At 60.8% G+C, this 16,353-nt stretch carries 12 protein-coding genes and 2 pseudogenes; 9 read left to right on the top strand and 5 right to left on the bottom strand.

Features of this window, described 5'->3' with window-relative positions:
- Nucleotides 1–85: 85 nt before the first annotated feature.
- Entirely contained in the window at nt 86–1,087 is a 1,002-nt protein-coding gene (locus A9K68_RS18670) for a nicotinate-nucleotide--dimethylbenzimidazole phosphoribosyltransferase (RefSeq protein ID WP_065010006.1), read from the bottom strand.
- Nucleotides 1,088–1,269: 182 nt separating this feature from the next.
- Between A9K68_RS18670 and A9K68_RS18665 the strand changes: the two genes are divergently transcribed.
- Together A9K68_RS18665 and A9K68_RS18660 are read left to right on the top strand one after the other, a co-directional pair.
- Nucleotides 1,270–1,503, top strand: a complete 234-nt coding sequence (locus A9K68_RS18665; protein WP_065010005.1) for a DUF1289 domain-containing protein — start codon at nt 1,270–1,272, stop codon at nt 1,501–1,503.
- A gap of 7 nt (nt 1,504–1,510) precedes the next feature.
- Nucleotides 1,511–2,215, top strand: a complete 705-nt coding sequence (locus tag A9K68_RS18660) for a TIGR02281 family clan AA aspartic protease (protein ID WP_065010004.1) — start codon at nt 1,511–1,513, stop codon at nt 2,213–2,215.
- Between the two features lie 24 nt (nt 2,216–2,239).
- Here the strand turns inward: A9K68_RS18660 and A9K68_RS18655 are convergent, their stop codons facing one another.
- Nucleotides 2,240–2,983, bottom strand: a complete 744-nt coding sequence (locus A9K68_RS18655) for an SDR family oxidoreductase (protein WP_065010003.1) — start codon at nt 2,981–2,983, stop codon at nt 2,240–2,242.
- Between the two features lie 209 nt (nt 2,984–3,192).
- On the opposite strand from A9K68_RS18655, the gene A9K68_RS18650 reads away from it, so the two are divergent.
- The gene (locus tag A9K68_RS18650) at nt 3,193–4,128 is read left to right on the top strand and encodes an AraC family transcriptional regulator (protein ID WP_065010002.1); all 936 of its coding nucleotides are present in this window, start codon (nt 3,193–3,195) and stop codon (nt 4,126–4,128) included.
- Between the two features lie 98 nt (nt 4,129–4,226).
- Here the strand turns inward: A9K68_RS18650 and dusA are convergent, their stop codons facing one another.
- Entirely contained in the window at nt 4,227–5,222 is a 996-nt protein-coding gene (gene dusA, locus A9K68_RS18645; protein WP_065010001.1) for a tRNA dihydrouridine(20/20a) synthase DusA, read from the bottom strand.
- Nucleotides 5,223–5,323: 101 nt separating this feature from the next.
- Here dusA and A9K68_RS18640 point away from each other — a divergent pair, with 101 nt between their 5' ends.
- Nucleotides 5,324–5,605: a pyocin activator PrtN family protein gene (locus A9K68_RS18640; protein ID WP_156768438.1), complete on the top strand. Its 282-nt coding sequence runs from the start codon at nt 5,324–5,326 to the stop codon at nt 5,603–5,605.
- Between the two features lie 12 nt (nt 5,606–5,617).
- Here the strand turns inward: A9K68_RS18640 and A9K68_RS18635 are convergent.
- Nucleotides 5,618–6,560, bottom strand: a pseudogene (locus tag A9K68_RS18635) (IS630 family transposase).
- Nucleotides 6,561–6,854: 294 nt separating this feature from the next.
- On the opposite strand from A9K68_RS18635, the gene A9K68_RS18630 reads away from it, so the two are divergent.
- Genes A9K68_RS18630 through A9K68_RS18620 form a run of 3 tightly spaced genes read left to right on the top strand, consistent with a single transcriptional unit; the run spans nt 6,855 to nt 11,890 of the window.
- Complete coding sequence (locus tag A9K68_RS18630; protein ID WP_082982810.1) at nt 6,855–7,970, top strand: chemotaxis protein CheB; 1,116 nt, start codon at nt 6,855–6,857, stop codon at nt 7,968–7,970.
- Nucleotides 7,924–11,523: a CheR family methyltransferase gene (locus A9K68_RS18625; protein WP_082982809.1), complete on the top strand. Its 3,600-nt coding sequence runs from the start codon at nt 7,924–7,926 to the stop codon at nt 11,521–11,523. The genes A9K68_RS18630 and A9K68_RS18625 overlap by 47 nt, the downstream gene beginning before the upstream one ends.
- Entirely contained in the window at nt 11,516–11,890 is a 375-nt protein-coding gene (locus tag A9K68_RS18620) for a response regulator (RefSeq protein WP_065012418.1), read from the top strand. Before A9K68_RS18625 ends, A9K68_RS18620 begins: the two co-directional genes overlap by 8 nt.
- Nucleotides 11,891–12,041: 151 nt before the next feature.
- Here A9K68_RS18620 and A9K68_RS18615 read toward each other — a convergent pair whose 3' ends face one another.
- Entirely contained in the window at nt 12,042–13,829 is a 1,788-nt protein-coding gene (locus tag A9K68_RS18615; RefSeq protein WP_156768607.1) for an aminotransferase class III-fold pyridoxal phosphate-dependent enzyme, read from the bottom strand.
- A 721-nt stretch (nt 13,830–14,550) separates the two neighbouring features.
- Between A9K68_RS18615 and A9K68_RS18610 the strand changes: the two genes are divergently transcribed.
- Both A9K68_RS18610 and A9K68_RS31780 read left to right on the top strand, forming a co-directional pair.
- Nucleotides 14,551–15,219 (top strand): haloacid dehalogenase type II, encoded by a 669-nt coding sequence (locus tag A9K68_RS18610; RefSeq protein ID WP_065012416.1) that lies wholly within the window; start codon nt 14,551–14,553, stop codon nt 15,217–15,219.
- A gap of 150 nt (nt 15,220–15,369) precedes the next feature.
- Nucleotides 15,370–16,101 (top strand): annotated as a pseudogene (locus A9K68_RS31780) (phosphotransferase); the annotation flags it as partial.
- Nucleotides 16,102–16,353: the final 252 nt, after the last annotated feature.

Here is a 16,353-nt window from a genome sequence, read left to right as displayed (position 1 = left end):
GGCCGAGACGAAACAAACCTGTGGCTGCTTGCGGCGCGGTGCCAGCCCTTAAAGTGCGTCGCGTAATGGAAGTCATGCGGTGCCATTACTGGTCGCGAAACGCCGCCGCCATGCCCGAGCTGGTGAGCGCAGCGGCTTTGACCAGGCCCGCGACAAGTGCCGCCCCTGCCCCCTCGCCGTGGCTCACGCCGAGATCAAGCAGCGGGCGCAAGCCGAGCCGCTCGGCGGCCAGAGCATGCGCAGGCTCTGGCGACAGGCTGGCAAGCAGGCAATGGTCGAGCGCGGCGGGGTTGGCAGCATGCAGCGTCGCGGCGGCGGCAGTCGCAACCAATCCATCGAGCAGGACGGGGGTCCTCTGCATCCGGGCGGCGAGGATGGCGCCGGCGATCGCCGCGAATTCACGGCCGCCAACCCGGCGCAACGCTTCCAGTGGGTCCCTGAGACCTGTGCCGTGGAAGGCTAGCGCGGCATCGACCACTTCCGCCTTGCGCGTCCGCATCGATGCATCGGCGCCCGATCCGGATCCGACCCACTCGGCGCCCTTGCCGCCAAACAGTACGGCAAACAAAGTCGCTGCAACGGTGGAATTGCCGACGCCGAGGTCGCCAAGGCAAAGCAGATCGGTGCCGCCGGCGATCGCCTCCATGCCGAAGGCCATGGTGGCGGCGCAGCCGCGCTCGTCAAGTGCTGCGTCCTCGGTGATGTCGGCGGTCGGAATGTGCAGCGCCAGATCGAACACTTTCAGCCCGAGATCATTGGCGATGCAGATCTGATTGACCGCCGCACCCCCGGCCGCGCAAAGCTCGACGGCGTTCGCCGTGGCAGCGACAGGCCGTGGCGAAATGCCGTGGCGAGCGACGCCGTGATTGCCGGCGAAGATCGCCACCAAGGGCCTGTTCACCGCCGGCGGCGCACGGCCGCTCCAGGCGGCGAGCCACGCGGCGATGTCCTCGATGCGGCCGAGCGAACCTTTGGGTTTGTCGGCCTTGGCAAACAGCGCACGGACGCGGGCTGCGGCCGCCGCGTCGGCCGGCGGCAGGGTCGCCAGAAGATTGCGAAAATCGTCGAAGGGCAGCGCGCTGGTCATGTCGTTGGTGATCGTTCCCAGAGTTGGTCAGCGGCATAGCCGCCTTGCTCGGCCAGCACAACTGCCTGCATTGACGCGAAAGCGGTTGCCGACGGCGCATTCCGGAGGGCTTGCATTGGCCCTGCCGTTACACCATGTGGAAGCGAGACAAGGGATTCCTTGGGGAATCCTGAGAGAATATTATGACGGCCATCGAATCCCCATGCATCCTGGTCTGTTCGATCGATATGAAAACCGGCTTCTGCTTCGGTTGCGGCCGCACGCGGGAGGAAATCGGCGCCTGGATCGACATGACCCCTGAAATCCGCCGCAGCGTGATGGCCGAACTGCCGGCCCGCCTGGAAACGGTTGAACGCAGACCGCGCCGGGAAACCCGCCGAACCCGCCTCGCGCGCGAACGCGACGCTTTCTCGTGAGCCACATATGAACCGGTTTTTCTGGGTTTTGATGATCCTGATCGGGGTAGGTGTGGCCCTGCTCATGCTCAACGATTCCGCCGGCAGCACATTCGGCGTCGAGAATTACGACTTCAGCCGGCTGATCTGGCTTGGCGCGTTGGTCGCGCTCATCGGCGCCAGCCTGCTCAGATCAGGCAGACCCTTGGGCGCGATGGGCCGCAACCTGGGCACCTGGGCCGCCATCGTGCTCGCACTGATCGCCGGCTACCAATATCGTTATGAATTGCAGGATTTCGCCAGCCGGGTAACGGCCGGACTTGTTCCCGGCAGTCCGCTGGCATTGGGCCTTGAGGACGGCCATGCCACGGTGACCCTGGACAAGGCCGGCAATGGCCATTTCGAAGCGCGCATCATGGTCAACGGCACGCCGGTCCGGGCCGTGGTCGATACCGGCGCAACCAGCACCGTGCTGACCGCGCAGGACGCGCAAGCGGCCGGGTTCAATCCAGCCGCTCTCAATTTCACCATCCCGGTTTCCACCGCCAACGGCATGGCGCGCGCCGCCGCCGTGAGAACCGAGGAATTGGCGATCGGCGGGATCATACGCAAGGACATGCCGGTCATGATCGCCGCGCCCGGCATGCTTGGCCAGAGCCTGCTCGGCATGAATTTCATCGGCTCACTGTCCGGTTTCGACGTGCGCGGCGACCGCATGATCTTGCGCGATTGAACAGTCAGGCTGCTTCGGCGCCGCTCAGTGAGCATTGAGCATCTCGACCGCTTGATCAAACCGGCCGTCCCGCTCCGCCCAGCGCAGGAAGCCCACGCGCTCCACCAGGATCTCCTTGGGCGTCGGCTCCCGGCTGAGCAACGCCATCGTCTCATCGATGAACGCATTGAGCGGCATATACTCGTCGCGCGTCGACTGGCCGGGCGTGAGTTCGGTGCGAACCGCGGGCGGCGCAAGCTCGATCACTTCGACCCTGCCCCTGAGTTGCTCGCGCAACGACACCGTATAGGAATGGATCGCCGCCTTGGTGGCATTATAGGTCGGCGTGCCACTCAGCGGCACGAAGGCCAGGCCTGACGAGACGTTGACGATCACAGCATTTTGCCGGGCCGCCAGATGCTCGATCAGCGCGTTGGTGAGGCGGATCGGCCCGAACAGATTGGTGACGATCGTCTCCTCCGCGTCGCGCAGATCGCGGGTTCTGGTCAGATCTTCGCGGCGCATGATGCCGGCATTGTTGATGAGCACGTTGAGCGCCGGGTGCTCGGCGACTACGCGCTTGGCAAATGCCATAATTGCTTCCGGATCTTCGACATTGCCGACCATCGCGTGCATGCCTTCACGCCCGGCGATCGTCTGCACGAGCGCCTCCTTGCGCCGTCCCGCGACGATCACAGTGTTTCCAAGCGCATTGAAGCGTAGCGCCAGTTCCCGCCCGATCCCGGATCCGCCGCCGGTGATGAGTATCGTGTTTCCGGTCATTTTCATCGTTCTGTGCTCCATCTATTCCAGCCAATCGGGTCAAACGATCCCGCCGTTAGTGAATACCGTCTGCGGGCTTATTCGGTTGGGACATTTCCTACAGGGCGATGCGGTCGACGGCTTGCCAACGCATGCGCAAAACTTGCTCGATCCTGCAGCCCACGTGATGTTTGCCCGCCCCTATGCTAGGATTGACCCGCTGCAGGAGACATTGCATGGACATCCTCAAACATGCCGTTCACACCTATGCCGCCCGCCATGCAAACCGAGATGGCCTGGCGCTGACGCCAGTGCCGGGTCTGCGGATGATGTGCGTCGAGTCACCACATCGCGACTTGCATTCGGTCTATCGGCCGCTGGTTTGTCTGGTTCTGCAGGGCGCTAAGCTCATGACTGTTGGCAGGGAACAGCAAGTCTTCACCGCCGGGCAATCCTTGATCGTGAGCGCGGACATGCCGGTCGTCGGACGGATTGTGCAGGCAAGCCAACGCGAGCCCTATCTGGCCGTCGCGGTCGAACTCGAGATGACGCTCCTGCGCGAGGTCGCGGCGCAGTTGGGCAGCGTGCGTGCGCAGCGCCCGTCAGAGACACGCACCTTGTTCGCTGAAGACACCAATGCCGCAATTCTGGATTGCGCAGTGCGGCTGATGCGCTTGCTGGACCGACCGGATGCTACCTCGCTCCTGCGCCCCGGCATTATGCACGAGCTGCATTATTGGCTCCTCTCCGGTCAGCATGGCGCTGCTCTGCGGTCGCTTGCGGATCCGGACGGCCACGCGAGCCGTCTCGCTGCGGCCATCGCGATTCTTAGAGCCGAGTATCGATCGCGTATTCCCGTCGAGCGCTTGGCGGCGGCAGCGGCGATGAGCCTCACCGCCTTCCACAAGCACTTCAAGCACATGACATCGCTGACGCCGGGACAATACCAGAAGCGGCTTCGTCTGATCGAAGCACGCCGCCTCATGCTCGATGAAGGCTTTTCGGCAACCAGCGCCGGGTTCGAGGTGGGCTACGAGAGCATCTCGCAATTCACCCACGAATATCGCCGCACATTCCAGGCGCCGCCGAAGCGCGATGCGCTGCGCACTCGATCCATGTCGCACGCGATCAAAGAAGAAATTCAGGACGCCGAGCGGGCGAGCGCTGCTTAGCTTGACTAGGTTTGCCCGAGCTATCGAGGGTCCTCTGGTTTGCTGAACAGACCGCGGAAGACACGCAAGCGACCGCATGATCTTGCGCAATGGGACTGTCACGCTGCTTCTGCGTCCGTCCCGCTAAAATCGACTGCAGCGAAAGCCGCCTTCAGCACATCCGGTCCGGCGCCGGGCCTTGTCGCATCGGTCGAAAGGATCTGCCGGTAACGGCGCGCACCGGGCAGACCGTGGAACAGGCCGACCATGTGACGGGTGACATGGCCAAGCCGCCCGCCCCGCTCAATATGGCGCGCCGCATAATCCGCCATGGCATCGATCAGCGCGGCAAAATCGAACGGGTTGGGTTTGTCACCGTAAAAAGTGGCGTCGACGCCTGCCAGAATGCCCGGCGTGTGATAGGCGCTGCGTCCAAGCATGGCACCATCGACATGATCAAGATGGCGAAGCGCTTCGTCTACCGACTGAATGCCGCCGTTGATGCCGATGAATTTGTTCGGATTTTTGGCCTTCAGCCGATACACCCTGTTGTAGTCGAGCGGCGGGATGTCGCGGTTTTCCTTCGGGCTCAGTCCTTCCAGCCACGCTTTGCGGGCATGCACCCACAGCGCATCTGCGCCGGCCGCGAAAACGCCGTCCGCCAGTGCATCGAGCGCCGGCTCAGGATCCTGCTCGTCGACGCCGATGCGGCATTTGACGGTGACGGGGATGCCGACAGAGGCTTTCATCGCCGCCACGCAATCGGCGACCAGAACGGGTGCTTTCATCAGGCAGGCGCCGAACGTACCCGACTGGACGCGGTCGGATGGGCAGCCGACATTGAGGTTGATCTCGTCATAGCCGAAGGCTTCGCCGATGCGGGCCGCCTCGGCAAGCTTCTGCGGATCGGAGCCGCCGAGCTGCAACGCGACCGGATGTTCCGTACCATCGAAGCCGAGCAAGCGCTCGCGCTCGCCGTGGATGACCGCGTCGGCGACGACCATCTCGGTGTAGAGCAATGCCCGGCGCGTCAACTGGCGATGGAGGAACCGGCAATGCCGATCCGTCCAATCCATCATCGGTGCAATGGCGAATTTCCTATCCTTTTCAATCATTTGGCGACCGGTTTTAAACAACTCTGAGATTGGGCGGACTGGCATTGTCGGTATCTATGGTTATGCGGACTCGTTTCACTCTACTTCAACGCGCAATCGCCATGTCACTCAACACCGCTTTTCTGCTGATGGCACAATACAATGGCAAGGCCAGCATCCCACTTGATGAGGTTCGTCGCGACTTCTTTTCGCACCTGACGCTGCCGAGATTTCTGCGCAAGCTCAGTTCGGGCGACATCGCCTTGCCGCTCATGCGAATAGAAACAAGTCAGAAATGTGCCAAGGGCATCCATCTGCGGGATCTGGCCGACTACCTTGATAGGCGTAGACAGGCGGCCCAGAGGGAGTTTGCTCAGATGAGCGGTCGGAAAGTGGCGTGCTAGAGCGGGATGAGATTAGTTTCGGTCATAGCCGGAGTTTTTGAAGTAGTGTGAGCACTCGGCGGATGTGATGCGGTTGAGATTTGGCCGATCGCGTCGCAGACGGTTTGGACGGTGCGGCTTGCTGGCTTTCTCAGCCAGTGCTTGAGTTTTGAGAAGAGCTGTTCGATCGGATTGAGATCGGGCGAGTATTTCGGCAGGAAGAAGAGCCTTGCGCCGGCGGCGCGTATGGCGCGACGCACCGCCTTGCCTTTGTGCGAGCCGAGATTGTCCATGATGACTATATCCCCCGGCTGGAGGGTCGGCGCGAGAACCTTCTCGACGTAGAGGAGAAATCTCTCGCCGTTGATCGGTCCGTCGATCAACCAAGGCGCGTCGACGCGATCGCGGCGCAGCGCGGCCAGGAAGGTCATGGTCTTCCAGTGGCCGTGCGGCACTTTCGCTTTGAGCCGCTGTCCCACCGGCGCCCAGCCGCTTAGCGGCGACATGTTGGTCTTGGTCCAGGTCTCGTCAATGAAGACCAGGCGCGTGGGATCAATCCGGCCCCGATACTTCGTCCACTGCATCCGCCGTCGCGCGATATCGGGACGATCCTGCTCGACGGCGATCAGCGTCTTTTTTTGTGACTGAGCTTCTCGGCATGCACGAATTCCCACACCGAACGGTAGTCGACCTTCAGGCCACGCTCGCCAAGTTCGGCCACAAGGCCGCGCAAGGTGAAGTCCCTGTCGTGACAGCGTTCGATCAGCCAGTCGCGCCACGCTCCCGAGAGCTTCTTCGGGTTGTAGCCGCCGACCTGGCGAGGCGCAGCACTGCCAGTCTCTTCGACACGCTTGAGCCACTCAATGGCCGCGCTATAGCTAACGCCAAATCGAGCCGCCGCCGCACGTCGCGAGAGCCCATCGGTCTTGACCGCGGCTACAACCCGCTCGCGAAGGTCCATCGAATATCCTGCCATCCAAACTGGCCTCCTCCCAGCATGAATGTTGAATCAGAACTGCGATGATTTGGGAATCCCACGACTCTTACAAATCTCATCCCGCTCTAGTGTAACGAGGTGTCCGCTTCGCGCCGCCCATCTCGGTCATTCCGTTGGTCGCTCCGTCGATCAGAAGCAGACATTGCTTGGCGTGAACGCCACGCCATACGGTTCCTTTACGGGAACATAGTGTTCAACCATCCATTATCGTATCAGCGTTCCGTCTGCCGATCGTAGGAACCAACATGGAATATTACTGCCCGGGATTCAGCCATGGCCGCCGAACGACGTATCCGCCTTCCGCGTGTAGCTCCTGAGGGAAAAACAAACCTAAAGCGGCCCGAGGAAGCCCCCCTCAACAACCGTTCCATCATCGTGATCGGGGCGTCAGCCGGCGGTGTCGACGCGTTAAAGCGCATCGTCAGCGACCTGCCGTCCGATCTGGCGGCGACGGTTTTCGTCGTACTCCATGTTGGTCCGACCAGCTATCTGCCGGAAATCCTCGATCGGGCCGGCCCTCTTCCTGCCCGCAAGGCCGGGAACGGTGCGACATTCCAGGCCGCCACCATCTATGTCGCTCCGCCTGGTTTCCACCTTCTGCTTCACGACGACCACATGATGCTTCGGCGCGGGCCGCGCGAAAACCTCGCCCGGCCGGCGATAGACCCCCTTTTCCGCTCGGCCGCGCTGAGTTACGGCGCGACGGTCATCGGCGTTCTCCTGTCGGGGGCCCTTTCCGACGGAACGGCCGGCTTGCGGGCGATCAAAGCCGTGGGCGGACTGGCGATCCTCCAGCACCCGAACGACGCAGCCGTGCCGGACATGGTGAAAAGCGCGCTGCGCTATGTGGAGGTGGACCATTGCGTGCCGGCGTCTGAATTGGGCAGTCTGCTGGGAAGACTGGCGGCCGCACCGGCGGGCGAAACGTTGCCTGCTCCTCCCGGGGTCAGGCTGGAAGCGGCGGTCGCGGCACAGGAGCATTCCACGATGAAAAAGGAAGATCGACTCGGCGAACTGTCAGTGTTTACATGCCCGGAATGCCACGGGCCTCTGTGGGAGATCGAGGACGGCGACATGCTCAGGTATCGATGCCATACTGGGCATGCCTTCACCTCGGAAGCGATGATGGAGGCACAGTCGGCGGAGGCAGACGAGATACTGTGGAGCCTGCTGCGGGCGCACCAGCAGCGAGCTGAGTTTACCAGACGAATGGCTGAGCGGGAAAAAACGAAGAACCGTCCCGAACTCGCCACGCAGTTGCGAGATCGGGCCAGAGAGTATCAAGCGGATGCCGAGGTGATCGAGCGAATTCTCGAGAGCAGGCGGGCAACGGTGGCGGGAAATGGCGCAACGGCAGAAGAAAGCAACGAAAGCGGAGCCGCAGACTGAGGTGAACAGTGATCCCGGGTCGCCGGCAGGTGAGCCCTGCGCAATCGTCGGCATCGGCGCGTCTGCTGGAGGCATAGCGGCTCTACAAAAATTCTTTCCCAACGTTCCGCCAGACAGTGGGCTCGCCTATGTGGTGATCCAGCATCTGGACGCCGAACACGAGAGCGTGTTGGCAAGTATAGTCCAGCGCTGTACCTCCATTGCGACTCAGACGGCAAGCGAGGCGTCCGGCATCGAGCCGAACAGGATTTACGTAGTCCCCCCAGGCGTCTCGGTGACGGTGAAGGACCGCAGCTTTCATATTGAGAAGATGACGACCACCCGCACCAAGCGCACGCCGATCGATGACTTTTTCATCTCGCTCGCGATGGAGCAGGGGGAAAACGCGGCCGCTGTCATTCTCTCTGGCACGGGCAGCGACGGCACCATCGGACTGCGAGCCATCAAGGAGCATGGTGGACTTACGCTCGCGCAGGAGAGCGCCGAATATGACGGCATGATGCGCAGCGCCGTTCAGACCGGCCTCGTCGACATGGTGCTCCCGGCGGAAGAAATGGCAGCAGCGCTGGCGGACTACTTCCGACACGCAAACCGCATTGCAAGCGACGGCGAAGCGGACCGCCGCAAGCGCGATGTCTCCGAACAGCTTTCCCGCATCGCTGCCCTGCTTCGCACGCGCACCGGGCACGATTTCAGCGGCTACAAGGATAACACCATCCTCAGACGCATACAGCGCCGGATGCAGGTATTGCAGATCGACGATCCGGTCGCATTCTATGAACGGTTGAAGGAGGAGCCGCAGCAGGTGGATCTGCTGTTCCAGGACCTGCTGATCGGCGTGACGAATCTGTTCCGGGATCCACAAGCGTTCGATACATTGGAACGCCTCGTCATTCCGAAGCTATTCGAGAACCGCAAGGGAGACGAAACTATAAGGGTATGGGTACCAGGTTGCGCCACGGGAGAGGAAGCCTATACGATAGCCATGCTCCTCAGGGAAAATGCGCCGAGGGGCGAGGCGTCGCCGAAATTGCAGATCTTCGCGACCGACATCGATGAGCGCGCTTTGGAAGTCGCGCGAGCCGGCCGCTATCCGGCTGCCATCGCTACAGATGTCACCCCAAAGCGGCTGAAGGAGTTCTTCTCGCGCGAGGACGGAACCTACCGGGTCGCCACCGATCTGCGTGAAATGTGTCTGTTTTCAGCGCACAATCTGTTGCGCGACCCGCCCTTTTCCAAGCTCGACCTGATCTCCTGTCGCAATCTCCTCATCTACATGGGGCCTGACTTGCAGGAGAAGATCATTCCCATCTTCCACTATGCCCTGCGAAAGGATGGCTATCTCTTCCTTGGCTCTTCGGAAAACGTCACCCGCCACGGGGGGCTGTTTGCTACGATTGACAAGGCAAGCCGCATTTTCCAGAGGCGTAGCGGGACGGTTCAAAAGCTGCCAGAGTTTCCGCTTGCCGCCGCGCCCAGGCGGGCAACCCAGCATGCGCGCCCGAGGGCGACGGGAGGAGGCGCGCAGGAGAGCGCAGAACGCCTTCTTCTTAATCGGTATTGTCCCGCATACGTGGTCGTCAACGCAGCCGGCGACTTGGTGCATAGTTCGGAAGGCACCGGAAAATACCTCGAATTGGCGGCCGGCGCTCCCGACAACAACGTCTTCGCAATGGCGCGGCGGGGCCTGCGAATGGATTTGCGGGCTGGTCTCCACAAGACTGTCAACACCGGGCAAGTGTCGATCCAGAACGAGATCAGCGTTGGCACCAACGGCGGGCGGCAGACCATCAGCCTTGTCGTGCAGCCGCTGCCGCCGGATGGCGCGGCCGACCCTCTCTATATGCTCGTCTTCAGGGATGTTGGCGGCATCAAGCCGGAGCTTGAAAGCGAAGCGACTTCCGACGATGTTGAAAGCGCAAACGTCAGCCAGCTCGAAAAAGAACTGCGGGAGACCAAGGAGCGGCTGCAGATCACCACGGAAGAGCTGGAATCCTCGAACGAGGAACTGAAGTCCTCCAACGAAGAACTATCCTCAATCAACGAGGAACTTCAGTCGTCCAACGAGGAACTGGAGACTTCGAAGGAAGAGTTGCAATCGATCAACGAGGAACTGCAAACCGTCAATGCAGAGCTCAACCTTCGAGTCGACGAGCTCAGCCGCGCCAACAACGACATGGCGAATCTGCTGGAGAGCACGCAGATCGCCACCATCTTCCTGGACCGGGATCTTTGCATCAAGAGCTTCACCCCGGCGACACGGGATCTGTTCCGACTGGTCGAGAGCGACGTCGGGCGCCCGCTTGCTCACGTTCGCCCCCGCTTTGCTGCCGACGGCCTCCAGGCTGATATCGAGCAGGTGTTGCAGCGGCTCGGTACGATCGAGCGTCAGATACAAAGCGCCGAGAGCGACACGCGCTACATCATGCGCGTGTTGCCTTACCGGACGATCGACAACGTCATCGCCGGCGTGGTCGTCACCTTTGTCGACATCACCAGGATCGCTCGCGCCGAGGAAAGAATCGGCTCGCTGACGCACGATTTGCGCAACCGCATCGAAAGCCTGGAAACGCTACTGGATCTCGTCCCTGTCGGCATCGTCATCGCCGAGGTTGGCGACAGCCAGGAATTTCGGGCCAATCGGCGCGCCGCTGAACTGGCCGGCGAACCCCTGAGCGGTGCCAAGTTGACGTCCATGCCGACCGCGCTCGACGTGGTCAGGGAAGGAAAGGCCTTGGATGCCGTGGATCAGCCGCTGGCGATGGCGATACGAACGGGCGAGGCGGTGCCACAATACGAAGCGCGCATCGAGAAACCGGGCAGCACCGGCGTCGATGTCATGGTTTCCGCGACGCCGCTGTTCGACGAATCAGGAAAAGTTCGCGGGGCTATCAGCACCCTGGTCGACATATCGCGCCACAAGGAGGCCGAGCGCAGTCAGGAAAGATTGCTGCACGAGTTGCAACATCGCGTGAAGAACATTTTGTCGACGATTACGGCCCTGACCTCCCGTATGATTCGTTCCTCGCATTCCATGGCGGATTTCTCGACTGCCTTTCAGGAGCGCCTTCAGGGAATGGCGCGCACCCATGAATTGCTCTCGCAGCACAACTGGGAACGCGCGGGTCTTAAGGAGTTGTTGCGGATGACACTTGCTCCGTATGAAGCCAGGGACCGGCAGAATGTGGTCTTGGAAGGCGGTCCAGTCCAATTGAATGCAAGCGCCGCGGCGACCTTAGGGATGGTGTTTTTCGAACTTGCGAGCAATGCCGCTAAATACGGAGCGCTGGAAACCGAGAACGGGCGCGTGGAAGTCAAATGGCGCATCGGAGAGCCCGGCGGTTCCCTGTCGATCGTCTGGAAGGAAATCGACGGGCCGGTCGTAGAGGAGCCGTTGAAGAAGAGTTTCGGAACCACTTTCATTCAGCAGAGTTTGAATTACGAGTTGGGAGGAAGCGTGGACTTGAAATTCAAGGAGTCGGGCTTGGAGTGCTCCTTGCAAATCCCCCTCTCCCTCGCAGGCGCGACGGATGGTCCGGTAAGGGATGAATGAGCAATTTCCTCTGTCTGGCCTGCATGTCCTGGTCGTTGAGGATGCTTTTCTGATCGCGCTGGATCTATCCGATCAGTTGGCCGACGCGGGCTGTGAGGTGATCGGCCCCGCTTCATCGGTGAAGCAGGCGCTGGAACAGATCGACGGCGTTTCACTCGACGGAGCGGTGCTCGATATCAACCTCGCTGGCGAGCGGAGTTTCCCGATTGCTGAGTTGCTCGCTTCACGTGGCGTTCCCTTTCTATTCTTGTCTGGCTATGACAGCGCGACAATCATTCCAGATGAATTTGCGCAAGCTCCTCGTCTATCGAAACCAGTTGATCCTAAGGCGCTGACAAGCGCCGTTGCGCATTTTCGGAACAGGTAAACCGATCCATCGAGCACCTTTCGCTCGTCACCCCTAAAGGCGCATTCGGCGACAGGCCTCGATAATCCTGCATCAGCAATAGGATCGACCCGGCCTAAGATTGCGGCCTCGACGGTGCAGGATCGTGATTTTAGGTAGCAGATCGTTATAGTTATTTAATATTCTTCATGAATTCGTGCATAAGATCTACATAGCCATCGATGTCCTCTTTGCCATGCGCAAAGGATGCCTGTGGTCCGGCGCTGACGATGCAATCCCAGTACCCCCGGTTCGCCATGAAGACGCGGCGGGCGTCGAGCATGTCGAAGTCCATGGACAGACGCGCTTCGGCATAATTGCGCGGCAGCTCGGGCGTCAGGCACAGGCCCGAACGCGGCCCGATCCGGAACGCGCGGCATGGCAGGTCCAGATCCCGGCAGATGGCGTCGATACCGTCGGCCATGCGCGATCCGAGTGCGGAAATCCGGTTGAAGGCGTCTTCGGTCAGCACATGTTCCAGCACGGCGCGCGCGCAGGCCATCGACAGGGCATTGCCATAAAGCGTGCCGCCAAGGCCGATGCCGGGCGTACGGTGCAGGATGTCGAGGTGCTTCTCGACATGATCGCCTATCGTGTCGGTCATCCCATAGGCGGCAAAGGCCAGCCCCGATCCGAGCCCCTTGCCGAGCGTGATGAAGTCGGACTGGAGATTCCAGAGCCGCGTCAGGCCGCCATAGGCGAACGAAAAGGTGTGCGATTCATCGATGCACAGCATCGTGCCGGTTTCGGCGGTAATCCGGCGCAGGCCCTCCAGATAACCAGGATCGGGCAGCACAAGGCTGCAATTGGTCAGCGCCGGTTCGGTAAGGACCAGCGCGACTTCGCGCGATTCCAGCGTCGCCGCCACGGCATCGAGATCGTTGAAGGGCAGGATGATGGTATCTTCAGACCGGCGGCCTGACAGGCCCTGATATTCGGGAACGACCCGTTCGCCGTCGAACTTGACCAGCGTTTCCTCGATATGGCCGTGGTACTTGCCTTCGAAGACGATCAGCTTGCGCCGGCCAGTGATGTGCCGGGCGATGCGCATGATTTCAGTGTTGGCGCCCGATGCCGCCAGCGTGAACTGCCAGAAGGGTAGCCCCATCAGTCGCCCGAGCGAATGTGCCGCCACCACGGCATCCTCGGTGGGCAGCAGATAATGGGCACCGTTACGGAACTGGCGCACCATCGGCTCTTCCACCGCCGGAATGCCGTAGCCAAGCGTGGCCGAAAGATCCGCCACGTTCATGTCGACATAGGCATTCCCGTCCACATCGAAAAATCGCGCGCCTTCGCCGCCCGCAACGTAGAGCTGGGGATGCATGTAATAGCCGGCCATCCAGGACATCGGCGTTCCAGCCGGCATCACGTTGCGCGCGCGGTCGAGTAATGCCTTCGACCTCCCGGTGCGCGCCGCGAAGCGCTCCAGTTCACGCTGGTTCAACTCTGCGACGCGCGTCCGGTCCGCCCTATAGGCTGCTCCTGGCGCAAGAGTGGTCGACAATTCTATCCTCCTGTCAAATTCCTTGCGTCGTGCGCCGACAGAGCCGGTGGGCACCGCCAGAACCGGGTACCGGCTCACCAATACGCGATAGTGCCGTTCCAACACTAGTCGAGAAAGACTCTGCTTTGGCAGGTCGCGTGGAATGTCCGCTCCGGTCAATTGTGTGCCGGAAACTGACCGACAGGTCCCGGCCCCATATCGACCATTGAGGAACAACACCGCCGCTCGAGGGGGACGTGGGTAGAGCCCCGCACATTGGCAGGCTAGCCCCAGAAACTCTGCACCCGTCAAGCAACTCCGAAACGCGACCCATTTTTCCCAGAGCAGCTGACGAGTACGACGGCAGTACAACTTCGAGGAGGTGCTGCCACTTAAACCACTGAATACACGTCGCTTCTCGCGATGTCTGTCCAATCCATCATGGGCGCCACGGCAAATCGCCTGTCTAAGTACTTCATTCCGTTACACTTTTTTGCTCTCAGTCGGCCCAATGCCCCGTTGGACCGACTGTTAAGGTAATTGCCATATCATATCCAAGAGCACGCTGAACAGCCACACAACGTCTCCGACGCGGAATTAGAGCCCGCATTTGGCCACCTGCGTGTGCACGGTCACCCGAGGCGGTATCCCGCTGAACGGCGCACGTTCGATCGCGACCGGATTACGTTGGGGAACGGTCGGCGGGGCTTCACGCGTCTCACCGCACAATCACCAAGGTTTGGTTTGCCGTGTCGGCGCTTCGAGTATGTCCCGTCTAGTGCAACGGATGGGTTCGAGGCGGCATTCCCATCATTGATGAGCAGTGTGGCTTTGGGCCAAAGGACCGCCCGATTGGTCAGCTGTGCGCCTAATATCGGTCATGGAGTACAGCCGTCGCCCGCGAACACAAAGGATGGCCTTGGCCAGGGGTTGGCGTGCCTATCGAGCGATAATCGGACGCGGGCCGAACTGACTACGACCCTGATCTATTCGGCTCGGCTCAGGAGGTGCGAAAGAAACAGTACTGCGGAAGATCGTGCTGGGTTTGCGGTAGACCGGAGGGCCCTTCTGCCGAACGACCATGTATTGCGGCACATTCTGCCAAACGCCTGCGGCTATGCTCTACTAACACGGCAGATTGACAGGAACCAAGGACATGGATCGCTTCCGGCCGAAATACGTGACTTTTGATTGCCACGGCACGCTGATCAATTTCCAAATGGCGGGAGCGGCTCGGGATCTGTTCGGTTATCTTCTGGATGGGCCGCGTATGGACGAATTCATCAGAAACTTCCAAGCCTACCGCCTCGATGAGGTGTTGCAGGACTGGAAGCCCTATGCCGATGTCGTTCACAACGCACTGGAGCGCACGTGCCGCCGCAACAACGTCGCATTCCGTGCCGAAGACGCTGAAACGATCTACAACCGCATCCCGACCTGGGGACCGCATCGGGACGTTCCCGAGGGCTTGGCTAAACTAGCCAAGGAAATTCCGCTGGTTATCCTTTCGAACTCCATGATGGCCCAAATTCCGTCGAACGTGGCAAAACTCGGCGCGCCATTTCATGCCGTCTACACCGCTGAACAGGCGGGGGCTTACAAGCCGCACTTCAAGGCGTTCGAATATATGTTCGACATGCTGGGATGCGGCCCGAAGGACATAACTCACGTTTCCTCGTCTTTCCGCCACGACCTGATGTCTGCCTATGACCTAGGGATCAAGAGCAAGGTCTGGGTTAATCGCGGCCATGAGCCGGCCAACCCTTATTACGAGTACACCGAAATCCGCGATGTGACGGAGCTACCGGGCGTTTTCGGGATCTGAAGGCGAGGATGTGGGGCGCGGGTTTATTGGCTGGACCGCTCCACCTCTCGCAGCAAGAAGAACACCATATCCAGCAGGCGAGGATCTTTCGAGTTGGGTGCTTGTAGTCATCTGGTCTCCGATGAAGAAGCAGGCCAGCCCAATGGCTCCATGGCTGCGGGACGGGACCATCTGCCTTACGCGGCAGCCTCAACCGAAGCCTGTTTTCGCACTGCCGCCGCAATCCTGGCCATGCGGCCGGCTTCCGCGGAACCAGACATGTCGGCATTGCTTAAGCGTCACTACGGATTGGCGGGATCGATCGCCACATTATCCTCCGAGGTCGAGCGCACCGTTGAGGTCAACCTGTCGGACGGCCACCGACTGATCCTGAAGACGTCGACAAGACCGGAGGCGGTCGACAGCTTTCGTTTCCAAAGCGCCACCATGGCGGGATTGCAAGGGGCCGCGGGCTTCGTTGCACCCGAAGTGCTCCGCACCAGCAGCGGCGCGTTGATGTTTGAGGAAGAAGGGGTATGCGGGTACTTGCAGACCCGGATCGAAGGCGTTCCGCTGCACAAGGCGGTGCCCACTCCGGACCTGCTTTTTCGAACTGGCAGCGCTCTGGCCCGGCTGGACTTGGCCCTTGCGCAAGTCAATGTGCCCGCGGCCCACCGTCCCGTTCTTTGGCATGTCGGGTGCTGGTCGCGGTTGATGGAACTAGAGCAATACCTCCCATCCGGGAGCATTGCCGACAGCGTTCGCGTCGCGATGGCGGACTATGTGGAGTTTGTTGAGCCACAAATCTCGAACGTGGCGTGGCAGGTCACCCATAATGATCCCAGCCCATTCAATATGATGACGACTGCCCAGGGAACGGGTTTCATCGATTTTGGCGATGGCTGCTGGAGCCCCAGGATGCAGGATCTGGCGATCGCGGCAAGTCACGCCGTGACGGATCCGAACCTTCCTTTGGGTGGGGCCGAACATCTTATCGCCGGCTATGCCTCGGTCATTGCAATTTCGGCGCTGGAAGCAAGACTGCTCGTCGGATTGATGCGGGCGCGACAAAGCGCTTTGATCCTGGTCAATTACTGGCGCTCCCACCTTTTTCCGGGCGACGCCCAGTACATCAAAAAGAACGTCGCGCGTGCC

This window comes from Mesorhizobium sp. AA22 (genome assembly GCF_001672375.2).
GTDB classification, from domain to species: Bacteria; Pseudomonadota; Alphaproteobacteria; order Rhizobiales; family Rhizobiaceae; genus Mesorhizobium; species Mesorhizobium wenxiniae.
Note: the sequence above shows the minus strand (reverse complement) of the source record. Positions and strands in the feature narration are given on the sequence as shown.